Below are 18,160 nucleotides of genomic sequence, written 5' to 3' on the forward strand. Positions count from 1 at the left end.
CCTAAACGTAAAAAGGGGACAGATTTATTTTCACGCGGTTTCAAATCCGAAGTGCATCTAAACAAAAATAAATCTGTCCCCTTTTCTTTTTAGTGAAGTTGAGCGAAGACTTCCGGGTGTTGTTCCGCAATACGAAGAAGAGCCACAGCCGGACCTTGTGGTTCGCGGCGGCCCTGCTCCCAATCTTGCAGCGTACGCATACTGACACCCAGCAACCCTGCAAATGCTGATTGCGACATTTTGAGCTTTGAGCGGATCACTTGCGGTGGCGAGGGCTCCGAAAGCTCTCTGGTTTTTAATTGAACCTTCCCTTTCTTGTACTGCTGAATTTCTCTAATGCCACTTAGGATCTCAGCACCGATATCTCGCTTACTCATGATCGATTGCCTCTGCGATTTGTTTCAAAATATGACCAGGAAGCGTAGACCGCTCCGATTTGCTATAAATCGTAAGCATCCAGATTTCATGATCAGGCTTCTTCCAATAGTAGATAACTCTAACGCCACCACTTTTTCCCTTTCCGTCGGGAGCCCAGCGAACCTTCCTTACACCACCAGAGCCCTTGACGATATCGCCAGCATCAGGCTTTTGCATGAGATAGCTCTGCAATGCTCGATAATTTTCATCCGAAAGGTAATTCGGAAGAAGTTTCGTAAATACGCTGGTTTCGATGAATATCATAACGCCAGATTATACGGCAATGCCGTATTTTGACAAGTACGAGCAAAAAGGGGACAAATTTATTTTCACGCGGTTTCAAATCCGAAGTGCATCTAAACAAAAATAAATCTGTCCCCTTTTCTTTTCACTAGTCGATGATGCAGTTCCACCCCTGCGTTCGGGTCAGCTTCAGCTCCCCGCAGGGTGAGCGTGTCCTCGCGACCATTATGAAATTCAACCGCAAAACCGTAACCGTGGTGACGGACAGCGGGCAACGCTGGAATGTCTCGCCGCACCTGCTCTCGGCGGTCAAGGATGCCGCGCAGTCGTCTGTGATCGACGGGCGATTAGAAAACGACTGAGCGCAAGGATGGGGTTTATTGAGCGCTTACGAAAAGATCGCCGGCAACAGCAGGTAAAACGTGATAGCGCAGCGTAACTTTTTTGGCTATTCTCAGTTCAATCACATCCCGCTCATCGCTCATCAATGTGAGTTTTGATACCGACGACTTAAATGGAAATAGGTCCTGCTGATATGGATGCCAAAGTATTTTGCCGTGGTTCTTCTTGCCGATTCTTTATTCTGGCCAGCTTTGCCAGCCGTGAACCTTTCACGAAGCACCTGGTGCTTCAAGCCTGCTTCAGGCAATCTATTGATTTCATAGCTAATTTTCCGGAATTTCTGATGCGGGCGAAAATTAACGTGAATTCACGCTAATAATTATTATGAGGCCGAAGGCCTCATTAACAGGCTGTTATGTGTAGGAGGCATCGTGGCATCTAAGGAAGAAAAAAGACGACGCGCCGCATTAGTTCAAGCGATCGTGGCCGAGGACACGAAAAAGGCAATTGAAGAAATGCCGATATCGCTTGTTCACCTTGGCCAGCTCTTTGATCATTTAGATGAGCAGGTAGAGAATGGCTGTGATCATACGCCAAGAATCACAACAGCTTTTTTAACAAGCAACAATCTAAGCCATGACAGCATATTGCCTTGGCTACAAGAGCAAGGTGGATTTTGTGACTGTGAAATACTGGCAAACGTAGAAGAGATCTGGGAAAGTGAAATTAGCAAAAACACATAACAAGTTTGTCAACGAGCGCACTTCGTGCTGGACCGCTAAAAGCGCTGCTTCGCAGCAACGCGGCCCGTTACAAAGGCGTTAACTGTAAATGAGCGCCAACGATCTTCGCAGAAGTATCATAGATTGGATAAAGCTGATCTCTTCAGAAGTGGATCAGATAGCATTCGAGCGTGATGCGGCTGGGGAAATGGCGGGAGACGAACTAATTGAGGTATGGTTAGGGAACTACCATCCTGAGACGTTTCTTCACCAAAGGGCATTTTCTGCGACTGAGACTGAAGCCATGAACGTGCTGCATGAAAAACTATATATATCTGCACCTGAACTTCCCACTAAGCTTTCTGAATTGCAAAAAACCAAAGAGTGGCAAGAGCTTGTACAAATTGCAAAGGACATTATATCGGAATGCGGATGGTAAAATAGTTAACAAGCGCAGTTACCGCTGAAAAGCGCGGCGGGACAGCCAAAACTCCGCGCCTTTTTGTGCATTCGGCTTCGCTCAGTGTCGCACAAAAACGCGCTCCATTTTGGCTGCCCCTGGCGTAGGGCGTTATGCCTTTAGGAGAGCTGAGTGTCTTTAACTTGGAATGATCTTACCGTCAACTTTGAACATTTAGATCGCACTAAATTGATCGAAGATTGGCAATGGCTTGTGGGTTCATCCCTCCCAATTTTGATAACCTCAGTTGGAGATGCATTCCTTCAAAGCGGGGATGGTGAAATCTACTGGCTTATTACTGGCAACGCAGAACTCGAAAAAGTCGCCGACTCTTACGAAGAGTTTCAAGGCAAGCTAAATGACAATGAGCTTATTCATGAATGGTTTTTGGTTCCTGTTGTCTCTCAACTCAAAGAGCAAGGTGTTCAACTTGAGCAAGGGAAGCTATACGGTTTCAAGCAGTTACCTGTTTTGGGTGGTAAATACGAACCAGAAAACTTTGAACTAACAGATATAGAGGTTCATTTTACTATATCAGGCCAAATAAATTTTAAAATAAAAGAACTGCCCGATGGCACTAAAATCAATTTTGAAATCACAGAGTAAAGGCATAACAAACAGCTCAAACCGACCTCCACTGCGTTGCTCGTTTTGTGCTTTTTCGCTACGCTCGCACAAAACAATCAACTCCGTTCCGGCGGCTTAGATGGGCGTTATGAGTAAAGTAGAAATGACAAGAATTATTACAGCCGGACTTATTGTAGGCTGCATCTTTGCGTTTATGATCAGCTATATTGAGGTGCTAACCCTATCGAATTTTTTCGGCTGGCTGGCATTTTCCATAGCTACTGGAGCAATCGCATTCTTTGCAATATTTTCACCTTATGGCGTTCGTTCGCACACAACAGTATTTGGACACAGACAAAAATATCGTCATCCTGTCTCAAAGATACCGGGTAAAATTGCAGGTCCAATTCTGATAGCGGTAGTTGTTTGTTGTGCGGTAAGTTTTGGCTTTTACATCTATGACAAGTAATACTCATAACCAGGCGCAGCACTACACAGCCTTCGGCTGTCGGATGCTCGCAAGCTCCCACCGGTGAACGCGGCGTTACGTGCACTCTGTGAAATTAACCTTGATCGTATAATCTATAGAGGGATTACTTATGCAAACTAAAGCGAGTTGTCTGTGCGGATCCGTTAAGTTCGAGATTGAGCTATCAAACCCAGAGCCAGAAATTGCTGCATGTCATTGTAGTATGTGCCGAAAGTGGCTTGGTGGGCCAATGTTGGCAATGGATAGTGGCATGCTAAAGAACGTGTCGGGTGAATCTTTTATTTCTCGATATTCATCTTCGGAGTGGGCAAAGAGGGGGTTCTGTAAGAAGTGTGGTACTAATCTGTTTTACTACTTAATACCCGCAGAACAATATCATTTTCCTGTAGGTTTATTCGATAGCGAAATACAATTTAAATTCAGTCATCAGATTTTTATTGACGAAAAGCCAGATTTCTATACTTTCGCTAATGAGACTCAAAATATGACTGGTGCCGAGGTGTTTGCCCACTTTAAAAATGAGAACAACACATAATCGGGTAGCCGAGGGCCTCTAACCCTCAGCCCCCACAACACCCTGCATGCAGATCCGCACAGGGCGTTTCACTAAGAATGGTGAAGCTTAATCCAACCATCACGCAATTCGTAAAGTCCCTGAGATTTTAAATAGACATTGGATAAAGCCTGATTAATCCCCGGTGTTTTAGAGCTGCGCCATGGGCCTTTGCTGGTAATACCACACGCAACAGCAGCCTGTACGTGGACGCCTCGACTCATCAGGTTTCTTACTTTGGTTCGTGGCTTTCGCCACTGCCGCCAGTAAGCCATCCGTACTCTGCGCCGAATCCAATGATCTAGATCGACGCACAGTTGATAACAGTTGGCGATACCAAAATAGTTAATCCAGCCTCGTATAAATTGGCTGGTTTTAAAGAGCTGATATTTCATCGACTCTCCCCAGTTACGATTCGTTAACAGGCGAATCCGCTGCTTGAATTTCAGCAGTGTTTTCGCGTGCCATTGAATACGGCCAGCCTTGAAGGTAAACCCCAAGAACTTACTCTCACTGGTTTTAACGACGCGACTTTTATCGGTATTTACGACCAGCTTCAAGCGGTTTTGCAGGTACTGGCTGATACTGTGCAGCACGCGTTCACCAGCTCACTGACTTCTTACTATTATCGTAATAGTCGTCAGCGTAGGAGAAGGCTTGGGGGCAGGTCTGTGATTTATGATTTTTAATGCCATTGGGCCGACAGTATCAGGAGCGGTTTACTGATCGCTAGACCATCCGAATGATTAACCTGACAATTAAGTCAACTGTCCCCAAATTACGGAGCGGGGCTTTTGTTCTGTGTGGTACTCACCTTTTTTACCACTTGCTGCCTGGCGATGAGTACATTCTGCCAGCCGGGTTATTTCAGGATCAGGACTTTCGGCTGGCCAGAAAATTAAAAGGGGACAGATTTATTTTCACGCGCTTTCAAATCCGAAGTGCATCTAAACAAAAATAAATCTTCCCCCTTTTCTTGTGATTTTGAAAATTTCAACCCCAAGCCCCTTCACCACAATAGTATTAAAATGAACAAAAATACTGCCAGCCCAAAAACAAAAATCCCAATCCTAACTCCCATTTTATGATTTTGGTCGATATCAAAGGCCATTTTTATTCTATCTAGTTCAGCTAGCTCATAACCGCAACTTTGGCAGGCATCATCGTCTTTGAACAATGCTTTTCCACATTGAGGGCAGCTACTCCATGCAGAAGTTATCGGCATAATAGGCGCCTTAACAGCAACGAATCACATATATAACGACTAGGGCCATATATCACTTTGGCCCCTTATCAAAGTTGGACTTTCAGAATTATTTGAACAAAACTGGGAATTCAAAGAGCTGCCTGACACGCCATCAGCGCAATACCGGCAAACGAAGACGACTTCCCTATCTCTCTGCGAGTCATTCCTTTCTCTTGATCATATAGCGGTTTGTATAAACTTCAATGACTTGTGTAACGCGTCGTAGTGTTAACGGGAAGACCTCTCTTGTTCAGTGCGCGTCTGTCACTTTGCGTGAAGGATATTGATTTTGGCGGCAACATTTTGTGCGCGGCGATAAAAGGAAAAGATCGCACTACAATGCTGCCGATAAAGATTCATGCCCGCCTTGCTTGAGTCAACGAGGCGATACCCTGCCGAGCCATTATTGCGAATAACTTTCATTTGCGCTTTAATTCGTAAAAACGATACACTCTATTCGCTCCCATATTGCAGCAACCAACTCGACGAGACGGACCCCTCATCATGCTACGTTTATGCTCTTACCGACTGGCCATCGGCGGCCTTCTTTTAACGCCTCTGCTTACCTTGGCCCAAAGCCCTGAAGGGAAACCCGTAGAAGAAGTCCGGGTGACCGGCGACCTGCTTCAACGCACCACCCTAGAGACCGTCTCTAGCATCACGGTGATTCCCGAGGCTCAAATAGAAGCCCGCAGCATTCGCGATCTGTATGACTTGCTGCTACGCACTCCCAATGTCAGCGCCGCCAAAGAAGACAAGTTCTCTGTCCGGGGCATATCCAACGAAGGCATCGGCCCCGGCGGGGCAGGCCGCCCAACCGTGAGCGTATTTATAGACGGTGCCCGGCAACCCGGTCGCGGTGTCGGCAACACCTGGGATATTGAACAGGTCGAATTTTATCGCGGCCCCCAGTCCACGGCTTTTGGTCCCGGTTCACTGGCGGGTGCCATTGTTTTAAAAACCAAATCACCCTCTTTTGAAGAATACGACGCCAAACTCAAGCTGGGGGTTGCTAACGACAACGGCCGGGAAGCCGGTGTGGCTCTGGGCGGCCCCATAGGCGGTGGCTTTGCTTTTCGTTACGCGGCCGAGACCAACCAAACCGACGGCGAAGTGACCAATACCACTTTAAACGACGATGAATGGCAGGCCCGAGATCGCTACCTGCAACGCTTTAAATTGGCCTGGGCAGGCAGCGACTGGTATTCAGCCGAGCTGAGCTACCAGCAAACCAAGCTTAGAGAAGGCAACGAATACCTGCCCCCCGAAAGCGCTGAATCGAATATTTCCACCGACAATATTGACGGCTATTACGACGACGACAGCGAACTGATTATTCTCAAGCAGACCGCCTTTATTAACGAGCAGTTACAGCTTCAGTTCATTGCCAGCCAAAGTGAATCGGAAAATGAACGCAAAGGTGACTACGACGTTTCCCCAGAAGACCGCGGCTTTTTTATCAATACCACCAAGCTGGAACACAAAGCCTTGGAACTGCGCTTATCATTCAACAATGACTGGATTAGCAGCGTAGTGGGTGTTTACTCCAGCGACGACGACCTCAATGGTGACTCGGTCAACAAAGACGTGCCCTACTCAGTTAGCGGCATTAACCTGCTTGCCGATGCCCTGCTGATTGCCGACCGCAGCGCAGAAACCAAAGCCCTCTATGCCGAAACCGATATCGACCTCAGTTCTCGCTTAACCTTAACCGTGGGTGGGCGCTATGAAGAAAATGACGCCGACAACCGCAGCGCTTTTATTGTCACGGGTGCCAAAGAAGCCAATACCGGCGCAGACTTAACGCCCTTGGTTAAACCCGCGCTGGACAGTGATATCAGCGCGCCCAGTGGTGACAAGGTGTTTTTACCCAAAACCGCGTTAAGTTATGACTTTAACGATCAGCTCAATGGCTTTATCAGCTACACCCAAGGCTACCGCGCCGGGTCGGTGGACTTTGTCAGCAACGGCAACTCCCCCACCTACGACCCGGAATACACCGATAACTACGACATTGGTCTAAAGCTGCGCCAAGGTAGCTGGTTCCTGCAAGCAGCCCTGTTCCGTATTGATTACGAAGACATGCAAGTGGGCGTGCGGGTGGATACCAACAACTTCCGCACCGATAACGCTGGCGAAGCCAGAGCCCAAGGGGTGGAGCTGGAGTTTAATGGCGAGCTGGGCTATGGTTTTAGCGTTTTTGGCGGCCTGGGCTATACCGATACCGAGTTTAAAAACTACTCTGACGACGATGTGAGCTATAACGGTTTGCGCTTCCCCAATGCCCCACTGATTACCGGCAACCTCACCCTGAGCTATCAACACAGCTCTGGGGTCTTTGCCGACATCAATTGGTCCCGCACCGATCACAGCTACACCGACCGGGAAAACAGTCAAAACCTGATGGCAGACGCCAGAGATATTTACGGTGCCCGCCTGGGCTGGCAAAACGAACAGCTGCGTATTGAGCTTTATGGTAAGAACCTGACTGACGAGTTCTATATCACCGACAGATTTGTCAGCCCGTCGCTGGGAATAAACGCGGCCTTTGCAGGCGACCCCCGGGAGTATGGACTGCGGGTGACGTACCAGTACTAGTACGCCATTTAAGCGCAGGCATTTTTCGCTGCCAACGAACTCGCTCGACACCCCTGCTTGAGCGAGTTCGTTGGGGATTTTAAAGCGCAAATATTCGACCCCACTTTCTCCTGGCCTCTGGTCCTCTGACTCCCCAACCCTCTGGCAGCAAATACGGCTACCCGACTTCTTCCTCCTGTTCTCTTGGCCGCGAATACAGAAATGACCGGCGGCATCAAATTGCCGTTAATATCCGATATGCTATGGGGCACGTAGCGTACCCGAGGAATCACAAGAGCTTTTTGATATGGATTACCCACAACGGCTTCAATTATGGATCGCCGCTGCATTGCTGGGCTTTAGTCTTGGCGCCCGAGCCGATGGTGTGCCGGTATCAGTGGATACCCCCCGGCAAGCAAAACTGGGGGAAACCCTACGCTTGTCGGGATCGGTCACCGCCCTTCGCCGCGCCAGCTTGTCGGTGCGGGTGGATGGCCTGATTCGCGATCTGCAGGCAGAGGCAGGAGACCGAGTGGAAAAGGGCCAGGTCCTGCTGCATCAAGATGCCACCCTCGCCAAACTGGAACACCAGCAAGCCCTCGCCGCCCGCGATGAGGCTCAAGCGGCCCGGCAGGAGTCGGCCCGTTTATTAAGCGAAGCTGAGCGCCTGCGTAGCAATAATCATGTGTCAGAAAACGAGGTCAAAATTCGCCGCGCTGATCTGGCTCGTACCAATGCCGCCCTGCAAGCTAGCCAGGCCAGCGCCAGGCTGACGGAAGAACTGGTGGCACGACACCGGCTGTTAGCGCCCTTCTCCGGCGTGATCAGTCGTCGACTGGTGGACAGCGGCGAATGGCTGGACCGAGGCAACCCCGCCTTTGAGCTCGTATCCACCGATCAGTTGTTGGTGGACGTCAACGTGCCCCAGGAACGCTATTCAGAAATCAATCAGAACACCGCCGTCAGCGTCTGTCCCGACTCCCACCCCGGTGACTGTTACCCCGCGCAAATCGCGGCGTTGATTCCCGTGGGCGACAATGCCGCGCGGGCTTTTCGGGTGCGATTGGCCAGCGAAGCGGCTGCCAAAAGTTTACTCTCCGGCAGCTCGGCCACCGCGGTGTTTCAACTCGGTGACCAGAACGCCACCCAGCTGCTGATTTCCCGGGATGCCCTGCTGCGCCACCCCGACGGCCGCTACAGTGTGTTTGTCACTGAAAATGACAAGGCCAGCCGACGCAGCGTGACGATTGGCCGGGAGTCCGCTGGCTATGTGGTGGTTTTGTCTGGCCTGAACAGCAGCGACCGTATTGTAGTGCGGGGCAATGAGCTGCTCAGCGACGGTCAGGCCATCAGTATCGTTGCTCGGGAGAACTAAGATGCTCGACGCCGCTGTTCGCCGTGGCACACTGCTTGCCGTGGTTGTGCTGATTATCTGTGTGCTGGGGATTGCCGCCGCGTTTCGCATACCGGTGCAGATGATCCCCGACCTCAGCGTACGCACCATTACCGTAATCACCTCCTGGGCCGGTGCCACACCCCAGGATATCGAGAGTGAAATTCTCATTGAGCAGGAGCGCTACCTGCGCACGCTACCTAACCTGCAACGCATGGAGTCGCTGGCAGAAACCGGTCGCGCCACCGTCGAGCTGGAATTTCCCTTTGGGGTCGATGTTAACGAAGCTCTCATTCAGACATCTAACGCCTTAAGCCAGGTGCCAACTTACCCCGAAAACGTCGATCAACCCTTGCTGATCAGTAGCTCCTTCTCCGACAACGCTTTTATGTATTTCAATATCTTGCCCAAGCCCGGCAATCCACTGGGGCTGGATATCGATATGATCGGTGATTTTGTCGAGGACGATGTGCGACCTCGCATGGAGCGAGTACCCGGCGTGTCGCAGATTGAAGTGCGTGGCAGCAGCGAACGCCAGGTCAAAATTCTATTAGACCCCGCCAAACTGGCCCAGCGAGGGCTGACATTAGTTGATGTGCGGGATGCCATTCGTCAACGCAATCAAGACGTTTCTGGCGGCGATATCAACGACGGCAAACGGCGTTATTTGCTACGCATGGTGGGACGTTTTCGGGACCTCTCCAGTTTGGAAGATATGATTATTGCCCGCCGGGGCGGCAGTGATATCTATCTGCGAGATATTGCCCAGGTCAGCATGGATCACTTTGAAGTGAGAGACCTCTCTTATGTCGATGGCCGCCGCAGTATCACCCTGGCCGTACGCCGAGAGGCGGGCTCCAACGTCATTCAGATCAAACACGATATGCTGGCAGCAGTGGAGCAAATGCGCCGAGATCTGCTAGAACCTAACGGCTTAAACGTGGTGCTTTTGGGCGACGACGTGCGCTACGTGCAAGACTCGGTGAGCAATGTTATTAGCAACCTCTGCCTGGGGGCACTGTTGGCCACCTTGGTGCTGTATGCCTTTTTGCGCTCCGCCGGTGCCACCCTGATCGGGCTGATGGGGATTCCGGTGTGCACCATTGCCTCCTTTCTCGGCTTGATGATTTTTGATCGCACCATCAATGTCATCTCGCTGGCCGGTATCGCCTTTGCCATTGGCATGACTCTGGATAACACCATTGTGGTACTGGAGAGCATCGAAAAAGCCCGCCGCCGAGGGCTGGATCGCATCGAAGCCGCCATTGCGGGCGTCCGCGAAGTGTGGCCCGCGGTGCTGGCATCGAGTATGACCACGGTACTGGTGTTTGCGCCGGTGCTGTTTGTGCAGGAAGAGGCCGGGCAAATCTATTCCGATATTGCCATCGCCATCTCCACCGCGATTATCGCCTCCATGCTGCTAGCTTTGCTGGTGGTGCCCGCGGCTTGCGCCCGGCTGCGTCGCAGTAGTTCAGTGCTCGGTGACACTGAGGCGCCCTCCCGAATATTGACGGGAGTCAGCTGGCTTACCGAAAAACCCTTGCGGCGTCGGGCGGCCATTGTCCTGACGCTACTCTTCACGGTAGGCGCTGCGTGGTGGCTATTGCCCCCTGCGGAATACCTGCCCGAGGGCGAAGAGCCCAAGGCATTCTCGTCAATGATTGCACCGCCGGGCTACAATCTTGACGAAATCCAGCTGATTGCCGATGAGATACAGACAAAACTACTGGCCGCCGTGGAGGCAGACCCGACGCTTTACGATCGCGGCGAAGCCGATCTGCCGTCGCTAAAATACTATTTGCTGCGAGTCTCTACCTCAGGACTGCGGGTGATCAGCGAGCCCACCCGCAATGACGACATTCACCACATGATGAACGCCCTTACCGAGTTGTTCGCCCAATATCCCGGCATGCGAGGCTTTTCTGGACGGGGCTCGATTATCTCCAGTAGTCAGGGCGGCACCCGGGCGGTGAGCTTGGATATTGCCGGTGCCGATCTGGCGGGCTTATATCGCACAGCCGGGCATGCCTTCAGCCGGGCTGGTGAAATCTTTGATAATCCCCAACTGGACTCCCGGCCCGCCTCACTGACTCTGGACCAACCACTGGTGGAAGTGAGTCCCCGCTGGAATCGGATGGCAGAAACTGGGTTTAACAGCGGCGACTTTGGTTATGCCGTGGCGGCCCTCAGCGATGGCGCCTATGTCGACGAGTTTTTTGTGGATGACGACAAGGTGGATATCTTTCTCTATAGCGCCGCCGGACGCACACAAAAACTGGATGAGCTCGCCCTGCAACCGGTCCTGACGCCCAATGGACAAGTGCTGCCCCTCAACGCCCTGGCCGATATTCGTCAGACCGTCGACAGTGACAGCCTGCGCCGAGTTAACGGCCGCCGCACAGTGACCCTGTTAATCATTCCACCTAGAGATGTCGCCCTTGAGACCGCAGTGGCTCGGGTGCGCAATGTTATGCTGCCCGCCATGCAAAGCGCCGGGGAGGTCAGCCCTGGTGTCAGCATGACCATCTCTGGCGCAGCAGACCAACTGGATGCCACCCAAACCTCGCTAAGCCGTAATTTTATCGTGGCGGTATTATTAATTTACCTGCTGCTGGTGGCCATTTTTACCCACTGGGGCTACCCACTTATTATTCTCGCCACCGTGCCGCTGGGCATTGCTGGCGGCATTGTCGGGCTGGTGCTGATCAATGCAGGGGGCAGCGTATTGGGCGGTTTCCATCAACCCTTCGACATGATCACCATGCTGGGGTTTGTGATTCTGCTGGGAACTGTGGTCAACAACCCCATTCTGATCGTCGACCACACTCGCCACGGCCTGGCGCAGGGGCGCGACAGTCTCACCGCAGTACGAGAAGCGGTAGCCACCCGCCTGCGACCAATATTGATGTCTACCTTCACCACCCTATTTGGTCTGGCGCCGCTGGTGTTTATCCCCGGCGCCGGTACCGAACTCTATCGTGGCGTGGGTATTGTGGTGCTGGCTGGCATATTGATTTCCACCTTTATTACCCTCACTTTTTTGCCCTGCATGCTAGTCAGCCTGCTCCAATGGCGGCAGCGTTCGTAAAGGTCTGTCTTGATCATTCCCTCTATTTACGGCTGAAGTTTTATACGGCAGGGCCACTAATATAAAGCAGCCGTAAGATCCTCCAAGTCAGCAACCAAACCGGCCATCAACTGCCGTCATGTTTTGTGGCAAGGTCAGCCAGCAGGAACTAATGGGCCGACTCAGGGTCGGTATCTTTCAGACAAAGTAAAACATAATGAATCCAACAAACGCCTGAAATAGCGCTCTTCAAGCTATACAAAGAGGGGAGAACTCATGAAAAACCAAATACTTGAAAACAAAACCGCATACTGCCTAGCCACCGGCTTGGCGCTGACCATGCTCACCGCATGCGGCGGCGGTAGCTCCTCAAGCTCAGGCAACGACACGGGTCGCGCGTCCTTTGCGGTCACCGACGCACCAGTAGACGATGTCGATGTGGTCCAGGTGAGTTTTTCCCGGATTGATCTCAAGCATGCCGACGGTGACCTTGAGACCATCGAATTTGATGAACCGGTTGTCATTAGCAACCTCAAGGCGCTAACCGGCAACGCCTCGGAAATCATCGTTAACGATGCCGAGGTCAAAGCGGGCGACTACAACTGGATGCGAATCTATGTGGACGGTGGCTTCCCCGACTCTTATGTCGTCCCCAGTGCAGGCTCGCCAGAGGAAGATTTATTTATTCCCGGTCAGCAAAATGGTAATGGCAACGGTAATCCGCGCTTCCTCCAACTCAACACCGGCTTTACCGTGGCGGTGGGCAGCGAAACCGATTTCACCATCGACTTCGTGTTGCGCAAAGGGCTGACCAAGCCCGAAAATAACAAAGACTACTATCTGTTGCGTCCGGCCATGCGGCTACTCAATAACGTTGAGGTGGGCACCATCGCTGGCACCGTGGAAGAAACCGTTCTAAACAGTCCCGCCTGCTCTTTGACCGAAGGCGATACAGTTTACCTTTACCGTGGCGACCTTCTGGCAGAGGACAGCCAGCCCGACGATGTTTACGACCCAGGTATTGCTGAAGGTAGTGAAGAAGTGATGGACGATGGTGGAGTGCGGCCTATTACCACCGCCGAACTAGCCCAGCTTGAAGGCGGCGGCATGGGTTTTACCATTGGTTTCGTCAGAGACATTCCCGAAGGCTATAGCGTGGCCTTCAGTTGCGAATCTGCCAATGACCTGGCAGCAAGCGACGACGATATCAGCTTTACCGAGGTGATTCCGGTGCAGGTAACGGCCGGAGAAACCAGCAATGTGAGCTTTGAGGAAGCACCAGTTTTGGAAGAAACCCCAGTTGAAGCGGAAGCAACTACCGAAGCTTGATTTCATTTTTCTCCCAACACCTTGTTGTTAGCAGAGCTGGTGGTAACACCAGTTCAGACTTAAGCTGCTAGGCGCTGCCGCAATATTGTTGTCGACAGCGCCGAGTCTATCAACACCGCTCATTAGCCCTATGGCGCAGGATTAGGCTGGGCGCTGTGAATAGCTTCAATTCCTTCCAGTACCTCATCACTCAACACCAAGTCGGCACTATCAATATTGCTTTTCAGCTGGGCCATTGTCGTAGCACCAATAATATTGCTGGTAACAAATGGCTGCTGATTAATAAAGGCCAAGGCCATTTGTGCTGGGTCCAGACCATGTTTTTCTGCCAACTGACAATACTGCTCAGTTGCCGCAACGGCTTCGGGTTTGGCGTAACGCTGGAAGCGTTCAAATAAGGTAATGCGCGCACCCTCAGGGCGTTGATTATTGCGGTACTTACCACTCAACACACCAAAGGCCAGTGGCGAGTAGGCCAGCAAACCCGCCTGCTCCCGAATCGCCATTTCAGCTAAACCCACTTCAAAACTGCGGTTCAATAAATTGTAGGGATTTTGAATACTCGCCACCCTTGGCAGATTGTATTTATCGGCCAAACGCAAATAGCTCAGCATACCCCAGGGCGTTTCATTACTAATGCCTACCGTGCGAACCTGACCTTGCTGTACCAGTTCTGCCAGTGTACGCAGAATTTCATGAATCTCGGTTTCTGCCTCCCGGCTATCGCTGTGCTGATAACCTAACTTGCCAAAGAAGTTGGTGGAGCGGTTTGGCCAATGGATTTGATACAAGTCGACATAATCAGTTTTCAGACGCTCTAAACTGCCTTCAAAAGCCCGCAAAATACCATCACGACCCAAGCCTGAAGCATCGCGAATATGTTTATGACCCGGCCCCGATGCCTTGGTCGCCAACACAATATCCTGACGCTTGCCGCTCTGTTGAAACCACTGGCCAATGTATTCCTCGGTACGCCCCTGGGTTTTAGCAATTGGCGGCACCGGATACATCTCGGCAGTATCAAAAAAATTAATCCCCCGAGACACCGCGTAGTCCATCTGCTCGCAAGCCTGTTCAAGGCTGTTCTGCTCGCCCCAGGTCATGGTGCCCAAGCACAGCTCGCTGACAGATAGCTCACTGCGACCCAAATTACGGTATTTCATCGAAACTCCTGTTATACGGGAAGGTTATTCTTCCATTGTGGCCATCAGTGAATTACAGAACAAGGGTACTGAAAAGAGTAACGCAACTTGAATAAAGCAGAACGTCATTCGTTCTGCCTAAGGCATACTTGGCGAGCGCGGTATTCATTCTCCGAAACTGGCAACGGCTAAACCCCGGAGCGAGTTAATATTTTTTCTATTAGCTCCACTATTTCTTGAGATTTAAGCTCATCTAAAGCGTCAGCGTGAGGATGGGAAAAGTCGCCACTGTCATTATCAAAATACAAACCCGTGGCACTGGCAAATTCGTCTGAAAGAGCTGCTCTAAGCAAAATATCAGCGCCCTTCCGAACATCACCACCAGCTACACCAAAGCCCTCTTTAACCATCTTGGTGCCAAGCATTGAGCCCGGATTAACCGCAATAATCGCAGGGCCAGCGTGAGTCGCCAAACTCTTGTCATTGACTGACCCGGAGCGCAAAGACAGAGCCAACTGACGAGACCACATCGTCAAGGCCAGCTTACTTTGGGCGTAAGCATTAAAGTCATCCGATAAACTAATTTCTCCCTTCAATGCCTTTGGCTCAACAGGAGATTGGGCCGCAGAAGAAAGGTTAATGACCCGTCCAGAACTGTTCAGCAAAGGTAATAATCGCTGGGTAAGCAAATATGGCGCAATCGTATTTACCACAAAGCGCAGATCAAGGCCTTCTGCTGTTTTGGCATTGGCGCTTTTAAAAACCCCGGCATTATTCACTACCACGTCAAGCTTGTTATGAGATGCCAGTACAGACGCGGCCAAAGCAGCCACCTCCGCCAAGTTGGACAGGTCTGCAGAATAGGTGTCTATCTTTTCAGCGCCGGACACAGCCAACAGTTTACGTCGCACTTGCTCAAGCTTTGATTGATTCCGGCCGTGCAGCAATACATGATGCCCCAAGCCAAGCAGCAACTCGGCCGTCATCAGTCCGATACCGTCCGTCGACCCTGTAATTAATATGGTTTTAGACATACATCCTCCCCTCCAGCCACGGCCTGCAATAAAGGCAAACGGTATCGTTAAATACTCACCACTACCTTGCCAGTCGCAAGGCCTTGCGACAGATGCTCATGAGCTTGGCCAATTTCTTCCAGGCTAAACTGTTTATCATCCAATAACGGCGTCAGCTTTCCTTCGTCAACAATAGCGGCCAACTTTGACAAAATATCACCGTGCACTTCTCGCCCCTGCCCGTGCAACATAGGGATTAACATAAACACAATATGTAAAGACAAACCCTTAAAATGTGCGGGACTTAAATCTAAATCCACCAGAGCTACCGTTGAGGCAATATGCCCATTGAGTGCAGCCGCCTCGAAAGACTTAGTCATATTAACGCCGCCTACCGAGTCAAAAACAACATCAAAACCGGCGCCAGCAGTGTGTGTTTCAACATAATCCGCGACAGCCTCCTTGCGGTAGTTGATTGCTGTCGCGCCATATTGCTTGACGATTTCCGCCTGCGTATCCGCTGAAACCGTGGCATAGACATGCGCATCAAAATATTTAGCTAATTGCACAGCAACATGGCCAACCCCGCCGACACCACCATGCACCAATACTTTTTGCCCTGCGCTTATGCCCGCTCGTTGTAAGCCCTCGTAGGCGGTAATGCCCACCAGAGGTAAAGCGGCGGCCTCACGCATAGAAATAGATGTGGGTTTATGGGCAATCAATCGTGCATCTGCCACCATATATTCAGCAAGGGCCCCTTGCAGATCCGCCAAACCACCCGCACATCCATACACCTCATCACCGGGGGCAAAGCCACTCACCCCGGCACCCACTTCGGTCACTGTTCCGGCAAAGTCCATACCCAGCACAGCGGGCAGTGCCGGTGATAATGGCAGCTCCGCACCCATCTGCCTGATCATGGTATCGACTGTATTGATACTACTGGCAGCTATTTTCACCAACACATGTCCGGCCTTCACAAGGGGAACGCTAATTTCCGCCAACTGAAATGTGGACTGCTCACCGTATTCATTCAAGATCATTGCTTTCATCGTGCTTCTCCCAATATTTTTCTACGCGGCTATGTATCTGCTAAACCAGCTAACGACTCAGTGATAAGAGACACCTTATCTATTCTCCATATCTAAAAAAATGCCATATAATGGAGTTCAGTATTTTCAAAATAGATATAATCAGAATGGACACCGAAAGCGTTCGACTCTTTGTGTTAGCCGCAGAAAAATTAAATATCAGTGCGGCAGGTCGTGAGCTAGGCATGGCTCCCGCGGTAGCCAGTACCAAACTGGCAAAACTGGAAAAAGCCCTAGGGGCAGATTTGCTGCGACGCTCAACCCGCAAAGTCGCCCTGTCACTCGAAGGTGCCGACTTTTTACCCTATGCCAGAGAAATTCTCGCCCAAGAGAGCGCCGCCCATGCCATATTGGGTCGCGGCAACGTTACTGCCAGCGGCACCCTGCGATTTACCGCCCCAAGCACTTTTGCTCAACTCTATATCGCCCCTATCCTGCCGGAATTTCTCTCGCAACATCCCCAACTTACTCTTGATATGCGTCTTACCGACATGGAATTTGACCTTATTCAAGGTAGTTTCGACCTTGCCCTACGCAATGCGGCCCTTGCAGATTCAAGCTTAAAGGGACGTAAACTTGCAGAGGACAAGCGCATACTTTGCGCCTCGCCGGCTTACTTAAAAAAATACGGCATTCCAGCAACGCCAGAAGAATTATCACAACACCAACTTATCGCCTTTAAAGAACAAGCCTCCCTAAAGCTCGTCAGCAAAAATGGCAAAACCGGATATTTCAATCCTCGTTTAGCCAAATGTAATCTGCTGGTAGATGATGGAATGAGCCAAAAAATTGCAACCATCGCGGGTGCAGGCATCTCCATAAACTCGCGCTGGAACGTGCACAAAGAACTCACTAACGGCAAGCTGGTCCATGTTTTGCCCGACTATATAATGGACGGAACCACGGCACTTTGGCTTGTTTACCCAAAATCCAATGTATTGACAGCAAAAGTCAGAGTATTTATTGATTTCCTAATAGATAACATCGGCAGCCCCCCTCCTTGGGCAGAGCGTCATACAAGCTAGAAGCAATAAGTAGAAAGTGGTGACTCAATCCTGAAACAGCGCCTATCTAATACGAATATATGGATATACATATATTCGTATTAGCCGTATACTTCCACCAAGCCAAGATGAACAGAAGTAAAGTCATGATCAGCACCACCCAGTTATTTAAATGCCTCGCCGATGACACCCGCCTGATGTCTACCCTGCTGATTTTTAAACAGGGTGAGCTATGTGTCTGCGAATTAATGGTTGCCTTAGAGGACAGCCAACCGAAAATTTCACGGCATTTAGCCCAACTTCGGAGCTGCGGCATATTGTCAGATCGCCGGGATAAGCAGTGGGTGTATTACAGCCTCCACCCCGAGCTGGCCGACTGGGTCATAGCGGTTTTAGAGGCCGCTACTGTTGCCGAGCACACACCCTTAGAACAGGCTAGCAAGCGACTAAGCAGCATGGATTGCCGTCCCGAGCGCTGCGCTTAACCGTCCCCCGAACACA

Annotated in this window: 19 protein-coding genes; 13 read left to right on the forward strand and 6 right to left on the reverse strand. The window is 50.9% G+C overall.

The window, feature by feature from the left end; genetic code table 11:
- Positions 1-89: 89 nt before the first annotated feature.
- Both IMCC21906_RS00400 and IMCC21906_RS00405 read right to left on the reverse strand, forming a co-directional pair.
- Positions 90-377, reverse strand: coding sequence for a DNA-binding transcriptional regulator (locus tag IMCC21906_RS00400; RefSeq protein ID WP_047010499.1), 288 nt, complete (start codon positions 375-377; stop codon positions 90-92).
- Positions 370-681 (reverse strand): transcriptional regulator, encoded by a 312-nt coding sequence (locus IMCC21906_RS00405; RefSeq protein WP_047010500.1) that lies wholly within the window; start codon positions 679-681, stop codon positions 370-372. Before IMCC21906_RS00405 ends, IMCC21906_RS00400 begins: the two co-directional genes overlap by 8 nt.
- 206 nt (positions 682-887) lie before the next feature.
- Here IMCC21906_RS00405 and IMCC21906_RS17130 point away from each other — a divergent pair, with 206 nt between their 5' ends.
- From IMCC21906_RS17130 to IMCC21906_RS00435, 7 genes are all read left to right on the forward strand, one after another.
- The gene (locus IMCC21906_RS17130; RefSeq protein ID WP_255353585.1) at positions 888-1,022 is read left to right on the forward strand and encodes a hypothetical protein; all 135 of its coding nucleotides are present in this window, start codon (positions 888-890) and stop codon (positions 1,020-1,022) included.
- Between the two features lie 152 nt (positions 1,023-1,174).
- A complete protein-coding gene (locus IMCC21906_RS00410) occupies positions 1,175-1,378 on the forward strand; it encodes a hypothetical protein (protein ID WP_156165947.1) in 204 nt (67 codons plus the stop codon).
- Positions 1,379-1,433: 55 nt separating this feature from the next.
- Positions 1,434-1,745, forward strand: coding sequence for a DUF2695 domain-containing protein (locus tag IMCC21906_RS00415; protein WP_197085925.1), 312 nt, complete (start codon positions 1,434-1,436; stop codon positions 1,743-1,745).
- Between the two features lie 88 nt (positions 1,746-1,833).
- Positions 1,834-2,163, forward strand: a complete 330-nt coding sequence (locus IMCC21906_RS00420) for a hypothetical protein (protein ID WP_047010502.1) — start codon at positions 1,834-1,836, stop codon at positions 2,161-2,163.
- 153 nt (positions 2,164-2,316) lie between these two features.
- Positions 2,317-2,790, forward strand: a complete 474-nt coding sequence (locus IMCC21906_RS00425) for a T6SS immunity protein Tdi1 domain-containing protein (protein ID WP_047010503.1) — start codon at positions 2,317-2,319, stop codon at positions 2,788-2,790.
- Between the two features lie 109 nt (positions 2,791-2,899).
- A complete protein-coding gene (locus IMCC21906_RS00430) occupies positions 2,900-3,220 on the forward strand; it encodes a hypothetical protein (RefSeq protein ID WP_156165948.1) in 321 nt (106 codons plus the stop codon).
- A gap of 130 nt (positions 3,221-3,350) precedes the next feature.
- A complete protein-coding gene (locus IMCC21906_RS00435; RefSeq protein ID WP_047010505.1) occupies positions 3,351-3,776 on the forward strand; it encodes a GFA family protein in 426 nt (141 codons plus the stop codon).
- 71 nt (positions 3,777-3,847) lie between these two features.
- On the opposite strand, the gene IMCC21906_RS00440 is transcribed toward IMCC21906_RS00435, so the two are convergent.
- Positions 3,848-4,390, reverse strand: coding sequence for a group II intron maturase-specific domain-containing protein (locus IMCC21906_RS00440; protein ID WP_231580297.1), 543 nt, complete (start codon positions 4,388-4,390; stop codon positions 3,848-3,850).
- Positions 4,391-5,544: 1,154 nt separating this feature from the next.
- Between IMCC21906_RS00440 and IMCC21906_RS00450 the strand changes: the two genes are divergently transcribed.
- The 4 genes from IMCC21906_RS00450 (at position 5,545) to IMCC21906_RS16120 (ending at position 13,406) form a co-directional block, all read left to right on the forward strand.
- Positions 5,545-7,638, forward strand: coding sequence for a TonB-dependent receptor (locus tag IMCC21906_RS00450; RefSeq protein ID WP_047010507.1), 2,094 nt, complete (start codon positions 5,545-5,547; stop codon positions 7,636-7,638).
- 286 nt (positions 7,639-7,924) lie between these two features.
- Entirely contained in the window at positions 7,925-8,992 is a 1,068-nt protein-coding gene (locus IMCC21906_RS00455) for an efflux RND transporter periplasmic adaptor subunit (RefSeq protein WP_047010508.1), read from the forward strand.
- A 1-nt stretch (position 8,993) separates the two neighbouring features.
- A complete protein-coding gene (locus IMCC21906_RS00460; protein WP_047010509.1) occupies positions 8,994-12,098 on the forward strand; it encodes an efflux RND transporter permease subunit in 3,105 nt (1,034 codons plus the stop codon).
- Positions 12,099-12,353: 255 nt separating this feature from the next.
- The gene (locus tag IMCC21906_RS16120) at positions 12,354-13,406 is read left to right on the forward strand and encodes a DUF4382 domain-containing protein (RefSeq protein WP_052763284.1); all 1,053 of its coding nucleotides are present in this window, start codon (positions 12,354-12,356) and stop codon (positions 13,404-13,406) included.
- Between the two features lie 128 nt (positions 13,407-13,534).
- Here the strand turns inward: IMCC21906_RS16120 and IMCC21906_RS00470 are convergent, their stop codons facing one another.
- The 3 genes from IMCC21906_RS00470 to IMCC21906_RS00480 form a co-directional block, all read right to left on the reverse strand.
- Positions 13,535-14,569: an NADP(H)-dependent aldo-keto reductase gene (locus tag IMCC21906_RS00470; RefSeq protein WP_047010510.1), complete on the reverse strand. Its 1,035-nt coding sequence runs from the start codon at positions 14,567-14,569 to the stop codon at positions 13,535-13,537.
- Positions 14,570-14,736: 167 nt separating this feature from the next.
- Positions 14,737-15,582, reverse strand: coding sequence for an SDR family NAD(P)-dependent oxidoreductase (locus IMCC21906_RS00475; RefSeq protein ID WP_047010511.1), 846 nt, complete (start codon positions 15,580-15,582; stop codon positions 14,737-14,739).
- Positions 15,583-15,629: 47 nt separating this feature from the next.
- Positions 15,630-16,616: a zinc-dependent alcohol dehydrogenase family protein gene (locus IMCC21906_RS00480; protein WP_047010512.1), complete on the reverse strand. Its 987-nt coding sequence runs from the start codon at positions 16,614-16,616 to the stop codon at positions 15,630-15,632.
- 146 nt (positions 16,617-16,762) lie between these two features.
- Between IMCC21906_RS00480 and IMCC21906_RS00485 the strand changes: the two genes are divergently transcribed.
- Positions 16,763-17,680, forward strand: a complete 918-nt coding sequence (locus IMCC21906_RS00485; protein WP_047010513.1) for a LysR family transcriptional regulator — start codon at positions 16,763-16,765, stop codon at positions 17,678-17,680.
- 128 nt (positions 17,681-17,808) lie between these two features.
- A complete protein-coding gene (locus IMCC21906_RS00490) occupies positions 17,809-18,144 on the forward strand; it encodes a metalloregulator ArsR/SmtB family transcription factor (protein ID WP_369795836.1) in 336 nt (111 codons plus the stop codon).
- The last annotated feature ends 16 nt before the right edge of the window (positions 18,145-18,160 follow it).

The sequence above is a fragment of the Spongiibacter sp. IMCC21906 genome (genome assembly GCF_001010805.1).
Classification (GTDB): domain Bacteria; phylum Pseudomonadota; class Gammaproteobacteria; order Pseudomonadales; family Spongiibacteraceae; genus Spongiibacter.